The organism is Vibrio sp. 378 (genome assembly GCF_033339435.1).
This window is the reverse complement of the sequence record NZ_JAWOUO010000004.1, coordinates 382813-398942: the sequence shown is the minus strand read 5'-3', so window position 1 is coordinate 398942 and position 16130 is coordinate 382813. Positions and strand designations below refer to the sequence as shown.

The 16130-nt window shown below is 48.5% G+C and carries 17 protein-coding genes; all 17 read right to left on the bottom strand.

Annotated elements, in window-relative coordinates; translation table 11 throughout:
• Positions 1 to 112: 112 nt before the first annotated feature.
• From R7Q48_RS10595 to R7Q48_RS10515, 17 genes are read right to left on the bottom strand one after another with little or no spacing between them, the layout of a single operon-like run.
• Positions 113 to 2872, bottom strand: a complete 2760-nt coding sequence (locus R7Q48_RS10595; RefSeq protein ID WP_318132277.1) for a host specificity factor TipJ family phage tail protein — start codon at positions 2870 to 2872, stop codon at positions 113 to 115.
• Positions 2829 to 3251, bottom strand: a complete 423-nt coding sequence (locus tag R7Q48_RS10590; protein ID WP_229636717.1) for a hypothetical protein — start codon at positions 3249 to 3251, stop codon at positions 2829 to 2831. Before R7Q48_RS10590 ends, R7Q48_RS10595 begins: the two co-directional genes overlap by 44 nt.
• Entirely contained in the window at positions 3248 to 3700 is a 453-nt protein-coding gene (locus R7Q48_RS10585) for a DUF1833 family protein (protein WP_225472820.1), read from the bottom strand. The genes R7Q48_RS10590 and R7Q48_RS10585 overlap by 4 nt, the downstream gene beginning before the upstream one ends.
• Before the next feature lie 10 nt (positions 3701 to 3710).
• Positions 3711 to 4262 (bottom strand): hypothetical protein, encoded by a 552-nt coding sequence (locus R7Q48_RS10580; protein WP_213883750.1) that lies wholly within the window; start codon positions 4260 to 4262, stop codon positions 3711 to 3713.
• Positions 4262 to 6502: a hypothetical protein gene (locus tag R7Q48_RS10575; RefSeq protein ID WP_318132276.1), complete on the bottom strand. Its 2241-nt coding sequence runs from the start codon at positions 6500 to 6502 to the stop codon at positions 4262 to 4264. The genes R7Q48_RS10580 and R7Q48_RS10575 overlap by 1 nt, the downstream gene beginning before the upstream one ends.
• Positions 6483 to 6815, bottom strand: a complete 333-nt coding sequence (locus R7Q48_RS10570; protein WP_054729851.1) for a phage tail assembly protein T — start codon at positions 6813 to 6815, stop codon at positions 6483 to 6485. Before R7Q48_RS10570 ends, R7Q48_RS10575 begins: the two co-directional genes overlap by 20 nt.
• A 23-nt stretch (positions 6816 to 6838) precedes the next feature.
• Complete coding sequence (locus tag R7Q48_RS10565; protein ID WP_054729849.1) at positions 6839 to 7309, bottom strand: phage minor tail protein G; 471 nt, start codon at positions 7307 to 7309, stop codon at positions 6839 to 6841.
• A gap of 3 nt (positions 7310 to 7312) precedes the next feature.
• Positions 7313 to 7816, bottom strand: a complete 504-nt coding sequence (locus R7Q48_RS10560) for a phage tail tube protein (protein WP_193278567.1) — start codon at positions 7814 to 7816, stop codon at positions 7313 to 7315.
• A 2-nt stretch (positions 7817 to 7818) separates the two neighbouring features.
• Positions 7819 to 8265 carry a phage tail terminator protein gene (gene gpU, locus R7Q48_RS10555; protein WP_213869102.1) on the bottom strand — a complete coding sequence of 149 codons (447 nt, stop codon included), beginning with the start codon at positions 8263 to 8265 and terminating at the stop codon, positions 7819 to 7821.
• A complete protein-coding gene (locus R7Q48_RS10550; protein WP_054729844.1) occupies positions 8255 to 8887 on the bottom strand; it encodes a phage tail protein in 633 nt (210 codons plus the stop codon). Before R7Q48_RS10550 ends, gpU begins: the two co-directional genes overlap by 11 nt.
• A complete protein-coding gene (locus R7Q48_RS10545; protein ID WP_025766788.1) occupies positions 8884 to 9162 on the bottom strand; it encodes an ATP-binding sugar transporter from pro-phage family protein in 279 nt (92 codons plus the stop codon). Before R7Q48_RS10545 ends, R7Q48_RS10550 begins: the two co-directional genes overlap by 4 nt.
• Positions 9155 to 9346 carry a hypothetical protein gene (locus tag R7Q48_RS10540; protein ID WP_025632827.1) on the bottom strand — a complete coding sequence of 64 codons (192 nt, stop codon included), beginning with the start codon at positions 9344 to 9346 and terminating at the stop codon, positions 9155 to 9157. Before R7Q48_RS10540 ends, R7Q48_RS10545 begins: the two co-directional genes overlap by 8 nt.
• A 59-nt stretch (positions 9347 to 9405) precedes the next feature.
• On the bottom strand, positions 9406 to 11379 hold the full coding sequence (locus R7Q48_RS10535; RefSeq protein ID WP_083151000.1) for a phage major capsid protein: 1974 nt from the start codon (positions 11377 to 11379) through the stop codon (positions 9406 to 9408).
• Entirely contained in the window at positions 11345 to 12904 is a 1560-nt protein-coding gene (locus tag R7Q48_RS10530) for a phage portal protein (RefSeq protein WP_064490403.1), read from the bottom strand. The genes R7Q48_RS10535 and R7Q48_RS10530 overlap by 35 nt, the downstream gene beginning before the upstream one ends.
• Positions 12904 to 13431, bottom strand: coding sequence for a hypothetical protein (locus R7Q48_RS10525; RefSeq protein ID WP_064368146.1), 528 nt, complete (start codon positions 13429 to 13431; stop codon positions 12904 to 12906). The genes R7Q48_RS10530 and R7Q48_RS10525 overlap by 1 nt, the downstream gene beginning before the upstream one ends.
• Positions 13425 to 15359: a terminase gpA endonuclease subunit gene (locus tag R7Q48_RS10520; protein WP_318132275.1), complete on the bottom strand. Its 1935-nt coding sequence runs from the start codon at positions 15357 to 15359 to the stop codon at positions 13425 to 13427. The genes R7Q48_RS10525 and R7Q48_RS10520 overlap by 7 nt, the downstream gene beginning before the upstream one ends.
• A gap of 10 nt (positions 15360 to 15369) precedes the next feature.
• The gene (locus R7Q48_RS10515; RefSeq protein ID WP_318132274.1) at positions 15370 to 15939 is read right to left on the bottom strand and encodes a terminase small subunit; all 570 of its coding nucleotides are present in this window, start codon (positions 15937 to 15939) and stop codon (positions 15370 to 15372) included.
• Between the last annotated feature and the right edge of the window lie 191 nt (positions 15940 to 16130).

The following is a 16130-nucleotide window of genomic DNA, read 5'->3' as shown; positions in this document are numbered from 1 at the left end:
CTTGCCCCCTCATACCTTGTCACCGCGACTTCGGTACGTTGCTCGATGTTTTGAGTCATGGTTTAACCTCATAAAAAGCCCAGCGCGAGGGCTGGGCATTGAGTGCTTGAGTTTATGCGTAGGCATCCACGCGAGGGTCGTCTTCGATAGCGGCGCAGCCGACCTCGAACTCCCCTTTTTGTTTGACTTGCTGCAGGATGCATTTCTTGTACATGGTGTCGGCTTGGCCAAACATGTATTCGCTTGGCTTTTTGCCCTTTTCACCCACGGCGATGATCTTTTCGGTTGGCTCATCGACCAGAATGACAATATCTGGCGCCTCAGTCGGCTCGACTCGGTACGGGCCATGCGTTCCTTTGTTGCCTCGGTTAAACAGCAAATAATGCTGCTTACCTGGTTCCCATTCCAACAGTCCCGAAAGCTGCAGGTATTGATTGCCATCGGCGGCGTTTAGCGTTTCGATTACCTGCCCCGACGCGCCCCAACTCACCGCATCGTGCGCCACCGGAATCACATCACCGTAGTTCGACTCCCATCCATCCATGTCGGTGGTGAAGTCAATGTTGGTGCGGCGGTAGGCTTGCACAGCGGCATGGAATAGCCCTTCCCTTTTGGCCTGCTCTTCGTTGGTGACAAAGTTCAGCTTAAGTGGGTTCGGGTTGTAGCCGTTCTGCCCTGGTAAGGTACACAATAGGGTTTCAGATTTTCTTGACTGAGGATTGAACCACTCGACTTCTACGCCGTCGTAGTCATCTTCCTTCACCATGTCGATGTCGACAGAAAAGCTGTCTGGGGTCATGTTCACGGGTGAGTATGGTTTGCACAGCGTTTCTCTTGGCTCATCGCGCCACATGCTGACCGTGCCAAGCTCGATGCGAGGGTAAGCGCGTCCCGTTTCGAGTAGCCTACGTAGCGCTTCCCAAAACGTGGTCGGTTGGTCAAATAAGCCATCACACTTATCGCCTCGCGATTCCCATTTATCTCGGTAAGCCAGCAAGGTATCTAGGTCAATGGCATCGTCTTCTAGCCCTGCCCCGTACACATCATTGCGGCAAGCATCAATGACCGCATCCGCAATGGAGCGAGTTGGCTCTTCTACATACCTGCCGTCGTCTTGGCGAACAGGCAGGATGCGCGTCGAATCATTCCAGTATTGGCTATTGGCCTGCTGACTGAGCGAGTTAGTGGCTTTGATTTTCAGCGTGATGATGGACTCTTTTTCATTCGTATAGGTTTTCTGAATGACGGACTTCAGCCCCATCCACTGCACTTCATCAAACACTTTAGTCGCTTTGGTGACGGTGCTCAGACGACGACAGCCCACTTCCCAACGCCCTGGTGCGAGTCCCATTTCCTCTTTCAACCAAACGGTGATGCGCTGCGGCGTATTATCGCCCTTTGTCAGGGTTAACTTATGGGTTTGATAAGCCTGATTCGTGCCCTCTGGCCGCACACGCACTTGCCATTCACACGTTCGAGCGTTGATGTCACCATTCTTGTTCATGGTGCCAAGGCCGCGAGGAAAGATAAAATCCAGTCCCACATCAAGCGCGGTCGCATTGCTAGGAACACAAAGAAAGTCACCGACCCATTCAGCTTCTCGATCCCGTTCTAACACCGAAATTTCTGCGCTAGGCGTATCTAAGGTAATAAAGCCATTCCAACCAGGTACTTCTTCCAATGTGATGGAATCCACCAAGGCTAGAGTGCCGTTACTGTCTTTACACACGTAGGTACCATCATTACCCACCGCCTCATAAATCCGAACATAGACGTTGGTCATAGGATGGAATCGCGTAACTTCAGTACCACCATCCGGTTTGACCCGAATACGATTTCCTGCAAGCAAAGCGGTGACAATGTAGGTACCCGAGTTGATCCCTGCGCCCGTGATTATCATCCGATCATTCACCGCTAACGAACCCCAACCTAATGGGTTTTCAATTTCGTCTGGCAGCTCTTCAGGGTCGATAACGTCACCATCATCGCCCATATCATGAAAGTGGATGTTGCCCTCAAAGTAGAGGCTTTCCTGAGTAGTAGAGGTGATAACCACATGCTGACCTGCATCCCACGGCCACTTATCACGGCGCAATGTCGACGTGTAATCACCATTGCCTGTATGAATGCTGTAGTTAGACCACAGTTCAACCACCTTGCCACGAAAACGCGCTTCGTTGCTGCTGGTCTCTGCAACCCAATCCGAGGTCACGCCATCGAGCTTTAAGCCGCCTTGGCCATCGGATGAACCGACCTCTTTGGAAGTCCAGACGATGTGATGGAAATGATCCACCACTTCACCAGGCTTATATTCTCGGATTTCAATGTCGGGATTGTCTGGTTTGATTTCCGTCTCACCAATAACGTGGCGATGGTAAAGAAACTTGCCGATGCCCTGAGAAAAGGTCTGGTAGTAATACTGCTCGTTGTTTTCGTACTCCCACCAATCCGGTGCAATGATGTCAGGGTAATGCGGCATGCGCCCATAACGTACTGGAACGGGGTTGCCAAGTTTTGGCTTATTGCCTTGGCCGTTGTAGTTGTACACCGAGCTGGCCTGCTTGGTGTTCGGGTTGCCGCTCATGTCTGGCATGTTCATGTACATGTAGACAGCAGAGGCCGCTGACAGGGCTAACGCAGCATAGACAAGCCAATCCACACCAAAGCCGATTTTAGGGCGAATACTCACCACATCACGCTCGCTGATGATCACATTTAAATCATCGAGCCGGTTAAAATTTAAAGTGGCATTGAAGGTCTGGTTTGGGAAGTGTTTTTCTAGCCAATCCGACAAGCGAGTGCCAGCATCGACGGTGTGGACCTTGCGTTTATCCTTTCGAATCGGATGTTGAAACTCGACAATGTGTGGCATGACGATAAAACTCCACGGTATCAAATCGGCGGCGGAACTGGTTTAACGGTTCAATCTTGACGGTGCAGCCAAGGGTATGGATGACATAACCTGGCATTTGCTCGGCGCTGAATACACCGCAATGCCATTTGCCTTTACCAGAGGCGGCGACCATGCACAGGTGCTCTGGCTTTTGAATGGGTTCGATTAACTGGCCTTGATAGCCATCAATCAGCTCATGGGCGTAGTCTGGTGTGACAAACTGGTCCATATGCTTGGGCAGATTTTCAAGGTGCAAGAAACGCTGCCATGCCTCACGCACCAGCAGGACGCAACCGTCCACCGGAAAGTGACCATCTGGCAGCGATTTAAAGTAAGCAATCATGGATGGTTTACTCATATGTACATCAATCCTGGGTGCGTAACGTTGTTGTAAATCGGGCGCATGAAGCGTCGGTTGGTCAAATCTTTCCATGAGTTCGTGAGGGTCACAGTCATGGTGGTAATTTTGGCCGAGGACATGGTGAGTCGTATTCGCTTGTTGCGCGGCTTGCTCAAGTCGTCGGTGTCGTATTCGCGGTAAATGCTCACGACTGGAATCACGGGTTCGTGTCGCTTGGCGGTTTCAATCGCCTTGGAGAGCGTGAGGTCGGTATTGGGCGCGGCCACGGTGAGAGCTTCTTGCCCTTTGGTTGCCTTGTCGGGCAACTGAAAAGCAAACTGGCCTGCTGTGAACCACACCCACTCGCCTGACTCAATTCCGGCATGTAGGTCAATTCCGTCCTTCACATAACGCAACACCCCTCCAGGTAAGGAGGGGTGCTGATATTCAATCGTTGCTATGATCACGTTTGCCTCACTATGGCATTTTGAATACGGCCTCTTCGGCAGCTAACGCGGCCTTTTCGATGCCAGATAAAGTATCTCGGGAAAGTACGCGAGCGGTGTAGCGCTCCAGTTTTAAAGCGCGGAAGGTTTGCACTTTGGCTTTAAGTTCCCATATGGAGCCAAAGTCTTTGCGACCACCTTTATAATCGAATGGGGTGTCCTCGCCTGGTGTGGCGGTAAACTGGCACTTATGTACTTCAAGGTCGTAGTCGCCCGTCCGAAGCGGTAAATAGAACCACTCCACGCCTGCTTCCAGTTCATTGAATACCCAACTCTCGAATACCTCTTTTTGCTCTCCGGTGAACCGGAATGGTAAGACAAATTCAGCAGGGGCTATGCGAGAGCGACGACGCATGGTGGCCAAGCCCAAATCCATCTTTGAGCGTATGACCGTTTGGCCATGTTTATACTGATACCCTTTGGATTTTGGCAACGGCAAAATGCCGTTACCAAAATACTTGCATGGGTAAAGGATCACATTCGGGTTCAATTGTGCCAACACTTCAGGTTTGATGGTTGCCATTATTTGAATCCTCCTGGCTGAACGCCAAGCGTTTTAGAGATGTAGCTAAAGTATTTCCCACCACTTTGCGCATCCTTCATCATGATGTTGAGGACTTTGTTCTCGTCATCAATCTCAGCGTGAGTACCAGGCTCAGCTTCATGAATAATGATGGTCCAAGGTTGGGCGCTCGCTCCGCTCCCGTTCGCGGCCATGCGGTTTTGGTAGGCCATTGACGGGTCATTCATAGAAAACCGTTGACGCTGCATAGCCATGATTGCGCTATACATTTGGTCTACTTGATTAGCGGACTCGTTGGTATAAACGCGCTCACCTGCTTTTAACGTCCAGTCGGATTCCATACGTCCACCCAACATCGGAACTTCAGATATCCCGTTGTGCGCCATGTTCGAAATTGAATCGACTTTACTGGCCATGGATAAACCAAACCCCATTGCTGAGCCTGCGGCAGCAGCTGCAAGACCAGGCCCAACATAAGGAATGCCAACTAAAGATTTGTAGGCGGCTGACGCTGACTCATAAGCGTTGAGCATGATTTGGAAACGCGCTGCGGTTTTACCAATACGAGCGGCGTTTTTGTTTTCACTGTTTTGCAACTGAGAGATTTGACCGAGGAAGTTGCTCATGCCTCGAACGCGCTCTTGCATCAAGCGCTCTTCACGATACGCCCGTTTTTCAGCTTCGATTTTGGCCTTTTCGGTTTTGGCTTCTTCACTCTTAGCAAAAGACTCGATTGATGCTTCCAAAGCATCATCTTCTAAATCTTTACGCGTCTTTTCTGCATTTAGATAGAACTCTGTCTCACGGTCACGATACTCAGCTTTTAGCGCTTCCAAGGTATCAAAGCCACGACGCTTTAACTCTTGCTCGGACACCTGCATTTCTTCGATGTCACGCAAGCGTTGCTCATGCGCTAAGATGAGTTTTTCACGCTCACTCGCGTACTGCATATCAAGCGATGCTAGGCGCGATGCGCCAGAGGCTTGCGCTTTACCAACGCTAGGATCGTCTTTTAAAGTCCGAATCGGCGGTTGTGGCTTGGTGTTGTCATCACCCGTACCATCACGTTTAAAACCAAGCTCTTGGTCTTCATATTGGCGCTGATACTTATCAACGGTATTGATGAGCGCTTCATACTCTGCAGCGAGCTTGGCAACTTTGGACTCTTGAGCGCTAACTCTTTCACTAAAGCGCGAGTTAGCCATACGTGCTTGAACTTCAACATTGCCTTCAGCACTTCTTTCTGTTGCCTGCAAGCCCTCTAAAGCTTTCTGAGCTCTCTCAAGCTCTATCTTGACGGTTCTCGCTTCGTCGCGAGCATCACCAAGTTTCTTCAGTAAGCCATTTTTAGTTTTAGGGCTATCGCTCATGCTGTCGAACAGAGCGCCCCAATAGTCAACTGAGACGACGAGCTGATCGGTAAACCAATCTATCTGTTCACTAGCGCCCAATACACCATTAGCAAAAGAACGTTGAAGTTTAAGACCAACATCTGTGAGCTTTTGGTCCATCTCTTTGAATTTCTCAATGTCATACTCCGACATCGACACGTTCAAATCGTCGTACTTTTTGGTCAACTCAAAGAGCTTTTGGCCTTGATTTTCAAGCAATGGCATCAAGGCCGAGGCATCGTTCGCGATACTCTCCAGATAAAATATCTGGCTTTTCATTGGAACGTTGGCTTCGTCCATCGCCGTTTTGATGGCAATCAACGCATCGGGACCCGACAACTCTTGCAGCTTTTCAATAGTCAGGCCGACTGTTGGCGCGATGTTCTCCATGAAGTCGGCAAATTCACCACCTTCATTTTCGGTAAAGTCGCCCAGCTTATCATTCACGTCCTTCAGTATCTCGGCCATGTTTTCGCCGCTGATATTGAACTGCTCAGAGGCGTATCCCAAGGCTTGAATTTGCTGGACCGATACCTGAGCAACGGTGGCCATCTTTTCGATTTCGCGCGCTTGTTGCGCCTGCTGCGTAATGAGATAAGCCGTGGCACCTGTGACAGCACCAATACCTGCCGAGACATAACCTGCAGCATCTAACACGCCGCGACCTGCGTTTTTGGCACGGTCGGCGGTTTGCTCTAAAGAACGGCTTAATGATAGGTTTGAGTCGTTCGCCGCTTTAGCTTCTTTGGTGTAGCCACGCAGCATCTTTTTGGCGTAATCCACATCTTTCTGAAACTTGGCGGTTTCAGTATTGAAGCGGATATTAAAATCAGCTATTTGGGCACTCAAGGCGAACTCCTCCTGCCGACGCACTCAACGCCATCAGCTCTTCTTCGGTGTATTCTTTCGATTCTTCTTCGGGATGTTCTAAAGTTGGCAGGAAGTCTTGGTAGCTTCTAAAGACACTTTCGTCCTTGCAGCCTGCGGCCATCGCAGTGACATTCCAGTTTGAAGAACAAGTCACGGCAAAACGCAGGTTGTCCATCTGATGCTTAAAACCGTGTTTTGAAAAGTATTCACGCCACTCCACAACAGCTTCGCCGCTAATGGAAGCCAACAGGGTTCGCCAACAGACTTGCCCGAACTCACGGGCAAGGTCCATGGCAAACTCAATTTCATCCCGAATTAGACTTTTGGGTCGGTGGGTTCCTGAGTTGTCATTTCTTCCGTTGTAGCGCTATCAGTGGTGGCATCCGAGGGGCCTTCAATGGCATCCAATTCCTTTGGCGTAGATAACCCTGAAAAGTCGGCTATCTCAAAATAAAGCGTTTCAACTTGCGGCGGTGTCATCATCGACATGACCTGCTGATGACGCTCATCGATGTCATCGACATCACCACGATAGGCATACGCGACCAAGCGAGCCTGAGCCATGAAGTTGATACGGAGCCAAGCGTTTGAGTATTTTTTCAAATCAAGAAGGTAACGCTCTTTTTCTTCCTGGCTTGCATCTTCCGCTGGTTCTTTTGGTCGGTTCGGATCGGGAAATTCTGTACAATAATCCATGTAATTCAGCCTATCTAAGCCAGATAACTGAGTAATGGTGACTTCACAGTCACCCACTGGAACCGTCTTTTGCTTTAGAAATGTAGCCATGGATTAAACGCCCCCTTCAGCAGGCTGCGCTTGTTCAGCCAAAATCATTTCAGCGAGTTTTGGTTTGCCAACGTTTTTGATTTTAACCGTGCGGGTAACCTTCTCTTTAATCGTTACCGCTTTACCCAATGAGTTGATGTAGCCTGAATAGGCATCGACCGCTCCGTTAGGGAACACAGTTCGATACTCAGTGACTACATCGTTTTCAATATCGTCTACTAGTTGTTGTTGACCTGGCTCACCAGGCTTCCATACCAAAGTTACATTGGTCTCACCTGCTGATTTTTGACCAGGTGTTGTTTTGGCCCAATCTGCGTCTGGATCGTCTAGGTAGTTGTCTTCTTCATCTTCAACGGTAATTTCACCTGGTTGAATCTCTTTAACACCGCCTAATTTGTCCCATTTTGCGTCATCAAGATAATCAGCTGAAGTCAGGATTTCGGCGGCATCTTTCAAACGCCAGAACGTGGTACCAGCGCCTTTGATTGGTTTAGTTGGGTCCGACATGATTAAACCTCTTCGGTGTATTCAATAGTAAATGTTAAAACCGAGGAACCCCATGGGGCCCCCTCTTCGCGTACATAAGAAAAACCAGAACGATTACACAGACTGAGCAAACCATTAGCGGTGTAGTGACGGTCAATTACGCCCCGAACTTTCTCACTAAAGGTATCGAGGTCGTCATCCAGTTGATTGGTGGCTAAGTCCATAATCTCTACAGCAAGTACCGAGCTCCACTCCTCTTCATCAAAATCCTGCCCAGTGGATTCACCATCAAGCAAGTAGACCGAAATAGCTGGAACTTCGAGGTATCCTGTCTCACCGTCATCACTGGCTGTAACTGGTTCACCTCGGCCAGAAAAATAAGCAGCGATAAGAGGGTGTCCTTCACTGTCAATGAGTGCTTTTTCCAAGTCAGAAATGACCTGCTTTCGAATTTGTTTGTTAATTTCCACGCCCTACCTCCCGACGAACGATTAACCGAACCTGCTGGCCCATTGCATACATCAACTCTTTAGGCATATCTTTATCAATCAAACGACTACAGTTAGTTTCAAAAGCCGACGTAATCTCTTTGTAAATAGGAATAGCGCACATCTTGATTGGGTAACGAGCATCGCTAGTACGCTGCATAATGTGCCATTTACCATTCTTCAGCTTCTGCAGAAAAGCATTGTCAAACTTATGTTTACCCACTTTTATGGACGTAAAACCAGAAACTTCGCGCTTGGTATAACGTCCATCTTTAGCACGGGTTGCACTTTGCACCTGGTAACGCCCTTTTTTACGCCGAATTTGTGTACGAGCTTCCCCTATGTGAATTGCTGGAATATCGGTACGCCTTACTCGAACATAAGCGACAGGCTGTTTTGGTGAGGCTTTTTTGGATACTCGGGCATAACGTCTGATGACTTTTTGCTGAACCTTGACCGCCTTAGAGGTGTCTTTTACTGAATGGCTAATAGCTCTCTTAGCGATTCGGTTTATTGCCATAGAAGCTGCACTTGGTACCGCTTTTTCGTCTAAAACACTGAGGTTCTTTACTGCAGTTGCCAACTGGCGGTCTAGTTCATTCATTTCAGATCAAAACTAATTAAGCCATCATGATACTCAGGTACATCAGCAACCACGTGGCTGCGGCCTTTATAGGTAACTTTGTCACCTTTGCGAACCTTCACACCAGATGAACCAGAGATAGACAAACGGGTCACATTGGCAGCCATCATCCCAAATTGATCTTGTGATGTATTTGGAACCACTTTTGCAGACTGACCCGCAATGGTGGCTGACTCTCCGAATGCGCTAAATAAAGCAGCATCCATTTCAGCCACAGATTGAGACCAATTACTCATCTTCGTCCTCTTCGACTTCAAGATCGTCTTCTGGTATCCAGACTGCTTTCTTCTGGCCAACCAGAGAACGGGCTTCAGACGGTGTAATGTCGCAGCCTTGCCCCACTTCAAGTGCAGTTTCAGGCTTCAATAATTGACCGCGACAACGAAATGGTTGTGTAACTAAAATTGCTTTAACTGACATTTGTTTCTCCAAATAAAAAGCCACTCGATTGAGTGGCTTAGCTAGTAGTTTTTGGTTGATTAGGCTGCTGGTTTTTTACCTAGGCAGAAAGAAGCAGGATGACGAACCGTTACATCAGCGTCTTGGAATGCAACAACACGCAAGCGACCTTTCGCACTATGAGTGTATGGGTCAATAGTCAGGTCTAGGCCTCCCCACAAACCAATCAGCATTTCGGACCAGACGCCAAACCAATAATCACCGTTGTTGATCTGGTTAGAAATGTGCGTGCCGTAGCCGTTTACAGTGTTACCCCCTTCCCAAATAGGTGAACCGTTGGTATTAGCAAACTTTTGCGTTGTCTTACAGTGACCACGGCCAGTAGCGTTCATCATGTAAAGCATGGAACCAACATCAGCATTGTCAGCAGTTATCTCTGTTTCCATGTTTACAATTTCTTGGAACGTCGGATTAACCGCAGTGAAATCTACACCGTTCACACCCGTGATGTTTGCTAGACCAAGCGGTTGATCACCACCAGTGCCGTACAAGGCAGCTTTATCAATAGTAAGAGCCAGAGCTTTAGCAATATCCGCACGAGCCAACATCTCAACATCTGGTGAAGACTGCATCAGCATCTTACGAGTCATTTCTACTAGCGCCGCACAAGTACGGTTTTGTAGGCCACGCTCACCAAAGGTGATTTCAGATAAGGTTGCATCTACATCTTCACCAAGCCAATAGCCCGTAGCGCCACCCTCTTGAGTCGGGATAGATAAATCACCGACTAGGCCTGTTAGCGTAGTTGCGTAGTTCATGACTGCTGATTTGTTATAGAGCATATCAATGAAGCTACCCGCCATATGGTCAGTAGCAATCAAGTTGCTACCGGAACCACCAGCACTTACTGGCGCAGCTGCACGAAGAACATCGTTAGGTACAATAATACCTTGTGCTTCACGCTTCATTTTATCGGCTGCGGCTTCAGAGGCTTCAAGCTCAAATGCAGCTGCTCGACGATACTTTTCATTCGTTGGCTGAGACAAGTAACGCAGAACGTTCAGAAATGAATACTGACGAATTTCATTGTCAGACAAGCCAATGTCTGGGCTGTCTGCAACCGTTGGTGTTGCGCTACGTGCTCCCGCTGGTTGACCGCCATTCTCAGACGCTGCATCAAGTAAGGCGCGTTGGTAATCGGCAGCTGTCTTCTTTTTGTCTCGAAGATAAGGGTTAGGATCAACACCACGACTTCCGTATTGCTCGAACAGGTCTAAAATATCACGCACACGGTTTTGCTCTGCTTCAATACCAGCTTGACGTTCTGTGTTGGACTCCTCAAGAACTTCAATAATCTCAACAATCACATCGTTCTCATCAACTTTTGCACGAACTAAGCGGCCACTGGCATCACGCAGGGTTTTAGTCTTCATATTGGATTCACTCCGGTTTTCAATTTCACGTTCATTTTCTGTTGCGCCAGTTGGGATGATGATCCCCATATCACGCAGGTGGTTTTGGTATTTGGTTGTATCTAAGCTGCGCCCAACACCAACGGAAGGGTCAGCGGGAACCGTGACAAAAGACAGCTCGAACGGCTCCCAATCTGTCACACGATAGGTGCGAACATCATCCGTATCACTTTCAAGAACCATCGCATGGACGATGTAACCAATAGAAACGTGCTTACGAATGCCATCTTTAACGTCTTGCCAAATTTCCTCAGCTCTTGGGCTAGTACCGAACCGAACAACCGCTCGGCCCTTATTCTTTTCGATTCGAGCTGATTCAATGACACCAACTAGATCGTCCCAGTCATGATTGACCAAGGCAGAAGCGCCAGCATCAAAACGTGCCATGCGTACTGCACCAGATGAATGGTCGAGGACTTCATAGCCAAACCAACGCTCAACTGGATATTCGCTAGAGAAAGCCAGTTCAACCGTACGGTTTTCTTCATCCACTGACTCAACCGTGTAGTTTCGATACACAGGTTGACCTGTGACCTGACGAATCAGATCACTCGTCGTCAGTTTCGTCTTCTTCTTGCTCACTTTGATTTACTCCTGCAGGTTGCCCGGTGGCTTTTATTCCCAAAATCTGGGCTATCATTTCGTCTGGAATCCCTTCCGCTCTCATTGCCTTGATGTCCTCTGCATATCCCTTCCAGACATCTACAGGCTCACGACCAGATTCACGTATTGCTTCACCAGGGGACTTACGACCATTTTCTTGAGCTTCGGTAATGGCTTTCTCTTCTTTAAGAGGGTCAATCCATTCCCAACGGCGAGGTTGCCAATCTGCTTCTAGGAACTTGCCTAAGCGGCTAGCTGGGATAGGATTACCATTTGAGTTAATGACTTTTCCGGCAAGTAATGAATACTGAAGCCAACGTTCATAAACTCGATGGCAAACCGACTCTATGAACCATTCTTGTAACTCTTTCCACCCGTCACGTTCGTCAAGCTTGCCTTGGCGAATTGAACTAAGGTTGACACCTTCCAAGTCATTGGCGTACGTGTTGTAAGCCATACCCTGACCTGTAGCCATTCCTCGCAACATATGCTTTGAGAACGTTGCCGTCTCTGTTGAAGGAAAGTCCGGCGAGTAATCAACAGGAGTAAAGCCTGGAGGCAAAGTCACAACCGTATTGGGTTCTAACTCAATCTCTGGCTCTTCAAACTCTTCGGATTCATCCGGTTCATAAACATCAGCGTCAGCTTGAAGTACCAGTGTTTTACTAGCACCCGCTCTGGCGTTTACAACAGAAGCCTCTTCAAAGCCAGAAAGGTTACGCATTCGACTTAATGATGTGTGATTCCATGGAATACCCCGGAATTGCTCAGGGTGCTCTTGGTCATAAACGTGCAGCATGTCTTCAGCGGAAACACGTTCAAACTCTTTACCTCCATGGCGAAATGCTTCAGCTAAAACACCTGCTTTTGTTTCAACTAAGTAAGCAACCAGGCGTCCATAAGGGGTCATTTCTATACCGTTTCGAATTACGTTTCCGTTTGCTAGTCGGCTTTCGTTGACCTGAATCGGTACTCTTAGAGGGTCTATGAGCTGAATAGCAAATCCCCAGGGACCAGCGTGTGGACCTTCAACGATTCGTATGAACGCTTCACCGCTCCCCACTACCGTATTGAGAATGACGCGCTTGGCTCTGCGCCAATCAAGACGCCCATCAACGGTACAGTTTTCGCGTCGTCCCCACTTTTTAAAAGCTTTCTCAACGGCGGCATTTCCGTTGGTATCCAATGAACCATCATGCTCTTTGCCCCGAACTTGAAGAACAATACCTTTATGTCCGAGTACATTTTTACGAACTTCTCGGACAAACCCTCGGGCATAGTCATTGTTACTGATCTGTTCGCGTGAGCGAGCGACTAAAACCGCGAGTTTTTGATCAATCATCTTGCCAATGGGCACAGGTGAAGAATCCCAAGTACTATTGTTTCTGTCTGGATCAGCTGCCGAGAATAGGCTTCGAGAAACAGGACTCAATTTGACATATGGTGTCTTGCGACGTTTCTTTTTGGCCTCTGGCTTAGCGTTGCGATTAAAAGGATTCCACATCAGCGCATCCTCACTTTATGTACTGTCAGAAGACCTCGGCCAGACTTCTTACGCTTCTCCTGATTCACCCTATTGAGAAATCGCTGCTCTAACTGCAGCAGTTCGCTCAACGGGGTCTTCTCCAGACTACGACCACCAAACGACAGCTTAAGCTGATCAGATGTAGCACGATTGGTTAACGTAGCCTGAATAGCTGCCAATGCTTTCTCTGCTTCGCTGCGAGGGTCATGTACATCCAATGCTGCCAAGTCTGGCAGTACAGTTAATCGGCTGGTAAGAGGCTGATGTACATCGGTGCCATCAGTTACACGCAACACAACGCTGTATTCTTCTGCGGGCCAGTTCGCTGTCTCGCTTGCTGGTACTGAGAATCGGAACGCATCACCCTCCGGTGTGCCGACAATGTCTGCCTTACCGGATGCGGAACGTAGATAGATAGTGGCTACCCAAGAACTAGCAGGGTAATCTGGATAAGAGAGTTTGAAGTTGACCGACAGACCTGAAGTGATCTTTGTCGGTATTACCATGATTTAGCAAAGTTTCCTTTTCGCCGTACTAAGCGGCGCTTGCGTTTTTTCAACTTAACAGGCTTACGCTCTTCCTCGTCTTCCTGCTCGTCTGCCTCATCGGCTACCGATTCAGGTTGAGTTTCTTCCTCATCATCAATCGGTTTTGGTTTCTTTCGGTCAAGTCGTAGCATTCTGGCCACCATATAGTTCATACCTTCACAGTCGAGAAAGTGGTTGTCTTTACTGACTCGATTCCACTCTCCTTTTTCATCATCAAACTCCTCAGCAACAATCTGCTTACAGTAATCTTCTGAGACATCGGAAGGCAGTAACCAATCACCAACGGTGCCGCGTTTCCAACGGACACGGTTATGTACCCACGCTTTCGCCAAGCTGGCATCAAAGTCCCATCGCTTGTCACCACGCTTTCTAACCTTGCCCTGCTTATCAACTTCAACGCGAGTGACACGAAAAGGTTTGGGGAGCTTCTGCCAACCCATTAACGCTCGTGCACGAGTTTTATGGCGACGAACCCAGGCATAAACCTCATCAGTTCTGTAGCCTGCATCGACACCGCACTGCTTGATTTTTAAGTTCCCCCATTCGTGCTCCATCAAGTCATCTAGTTCACTCCATACCTCCGGCTTATCGGTATCCCCCCATAGCTCGCCAAACTCAATCAGGCGTGAGGACATACCATCAACCCAACCGCGTACGATATAAACAAGACGGTTTTTCTGGACATCCACAGTACAAATTAGTGTGTGTACCCCATCAGGAACTTCACCTGATGAGAACGTCGAGCGTAGCTTGTAGACTTCTTCCCACTCAGGAGCATCACCAACAACAGCAAATATTTCTCCAAACCCTGTGTTATAAACCGAGAGTAATTGGTGTGGGTCACCGCTTCTCTGCGCTTGAAGGAGTTTTCTGGCTAGATAGCCATAACTCTTTTTACCGGAGAACGAGCAAAGACCACTCACCCAAATACTGAAGTGGTTGTTGTCCTCCAGTGGATGAAGCATGGAATGAAATGGGACGACGGTCGATTCATAACCCTGTGTAATCAATACAGAGCTGTCGTCGTACTTCTTAGCATATTGCCCAGGAGCAATAGCAACACCTTGAGCGTTCATTACTTTGCGGTGTTTGTCTTCAATCTGTACCCCACAATGAGGGCAGATTAAACGGGCTTCACGCGATGCAGCTGCGGGAGAGCTTTCATTCTCTGTGCCTTTGCCTGGCCACCAAAGTAGATCACTTCGTGGTATGAAATACTCACCGCAATCTGGGTCAGGGCATGGGACAGCCCATTCATGTCGAGTTCCTTGTTCCCACTCCAACCAAATCGGGCTCGACACTTTGCCTTTTGGTGCAACTGCCCAATGAGTCATCCCTGTTTCAGGGTGTTCATAGGTACTTGCCTTACCATGCGTTGGCGTACTAGTTAACCCAAGCTTTGAGTCGATATAAGCATCACCACGCGCTTCTGCAATTTCCGCTAATGAGCCCTCACCTGTTGCATTGGTATCAGGACGGTCTAACTCATCAACTAGCGTGATAACCGCAGAATCCGATGCCAATTCAGTTGCCGAACCAGCCCATGCAAAACGCAAAGACACGCCCCCAATACGCTTTTTATGTTTGGGACTTTTATCATCGTACTTTAACCACAGCGTTGAGCACTCTCGGAACATCTCCATTATTTTTGGCTCAACGACGTTGTTAATGTTCGACTCGGTCGGCCCCACATAGATGATCGGTGCAGGTTGGTCATCAAGGCGCCATCCAATCACGTTCTGCATCGTGGCCGACTTTCCCATCTGCGTTCCCATAACAAAGGTGATTTTTGAATAAGTTGGGTCTGCAAACGCGACACAAACAGGAATCATGTATGGTGTTGAAGTCGTATCAAACGGCCCAGGTATTGGCGAACCCGGAGGCATAATTCTATTCTCAGTCGCCCACTGCGCAGCATTCCTCAGCGGCTTCGCTCTGATCATCTCTGCTACGTTTTGCAAGATACTCAGCAACGAACGTACTGAGGTGGTCAGCGGTGGCAGTGCGTATACGTCGAGCTTCTCGATCAATTGTGTTTTTGCATTTGGCGGGTTCATGTTCTGACGCTACCTCTAAAGCTGTTCGAGCCCCTATGCCATCCAGCTCACTACCAAATAAGTTTCCAACCATGTATAGGAACTGGGCTAACTCTCCCAAATCCATCACTGTTTCTTCGGCCTTTTGAGCTTCAATTTCAGCTTTGCGGCGTTTGGCAGCAGTGAGCAATAAGTCTTCACCGTCTTTGGTGCCAACTTTTGGGCTACTGTGCTCTTTCTCGTACTGGCCAATTTGCTTTTTGATTTCGCGGTCGATAATCCACTGAATGGCTTTATCTGTTTCAATGATTAGAGGCTTACCTCGTCCACCACCGCCTTGATGTGGCAAGCCCTCTTTGATGAGGTCACCCACCCACTTCGGTGAGTAACCCATAATTCGAGCAAATTCATTTCGGTTTACTTCAGCCATAGCGACATTCTTCTAGCGTTACGCGTTATGGTTCACTCCCTTCTCGACCCACCCGATAGAAGGGAGTAAAAACCGGACATTAAAATGAGGCGGAATCGGCGAGTCTCGGCCCCGTGGGTTATTGAACCTCTGGGAAGGACCCGCAATCTTTCGCAGCCCTTGTGGGACAAGGCGTGAGTGGGATTTGACTT

Bases quoted from the DNA above. Each gene is read 5' to 3' on its own strand.
- R7Q48_RS10540 (WP_025632827.1), bottom strand. From the start codon at position 9,346: ATGTCAGTTAAAGCAATTTTAGTTACACAACCATTTCGTTGTCGCGGT.
- R7Q48_RS10565 (WP_054729849.1), bottom strand. From the start codon at position 7,309: ATGGCTACATTTCTAAAGCAAAAGACGGTTCCAGTGGGTGACTGTGAA.
- R7Q48_RS10560 (WP_193278567.1), bottom strand. From the start codon at position 7,816: ATGTCGGACCCAACTAAACCAATCAAAGGCGCTGGTACCACGTTCTGG.
- R7Q48_RS10550 (WP_054729844.1), bottom strand. From the start codon at position 8,887: ATGAATGAACTAGACCGCCAGTTGGCAACTGCAGTAAAGAACCTCAGT.
- R7Q48_RS10545 (WP_025766788.1), bottom strand. From the start codon at position 9,162: ATGAGTAATTGGTCTCAATCTGTGGCTGAAATGGATGCTGCTTTATTT.
- R7Q48_RS10595 (WP_318132277.1), bottom strand. From the start codon at position 2,872: ATGCCACACATTGTCGAGTTTCAACATCCGATTCGAAAGGATAAACGC.
- R7Q48_RS10530 (WP_064490403.1), bottom strand. From the start codon at position 12,904: ATGTGGAATCCTTTTAATCGCAACGCTAAGCCAGAGGCCAAAAAGAAA.
- R7Q48_RS10515 (WP_318132274.1), bottom strand. From the start codon at position 15,939: ATGGCTGAAGTAAACCGAAATGAATTTGCTCGAATTATGGGTTACTCA.
- R7Q48_RS10590 (WP_229636717.1), bottom strand. From the start codon at position 3,251: ATGAGTAAACCATCCATGATTGCTTACTTTAAATCGCTGCCAGATGGT.
- R7Q48_RS10580 (WP_213883750.1), bottom strand. From the start codon at position 4,262: ATGGCAACCATCAAACCTGAAGTGTTGGCACAATTGAACCCGAATGTG.
- R7Q48_RS10520 (WP_318132275.1), bottom strand. From the start codon at position 15,359: ATGCCTCCGGGTTCGCCAATACCTGGGCCGTTTGATACGACTTCAACA.
- R7Q48_RS10525 (WP_064368146.1), bottom strand. From the start codon at position 13,431: ATGGTAATACCGACAAAGATCACTTCAGGTCTGTCGGTCAACTTCAAA.
- R7Q48_RS10570 (WP_054729851.1), bottom strand. From the start codon at position 6,815: ATGGACCTTGCCCGTGAGTTCGGGCAAGTCTGTTGGCGAACCCTGTTG.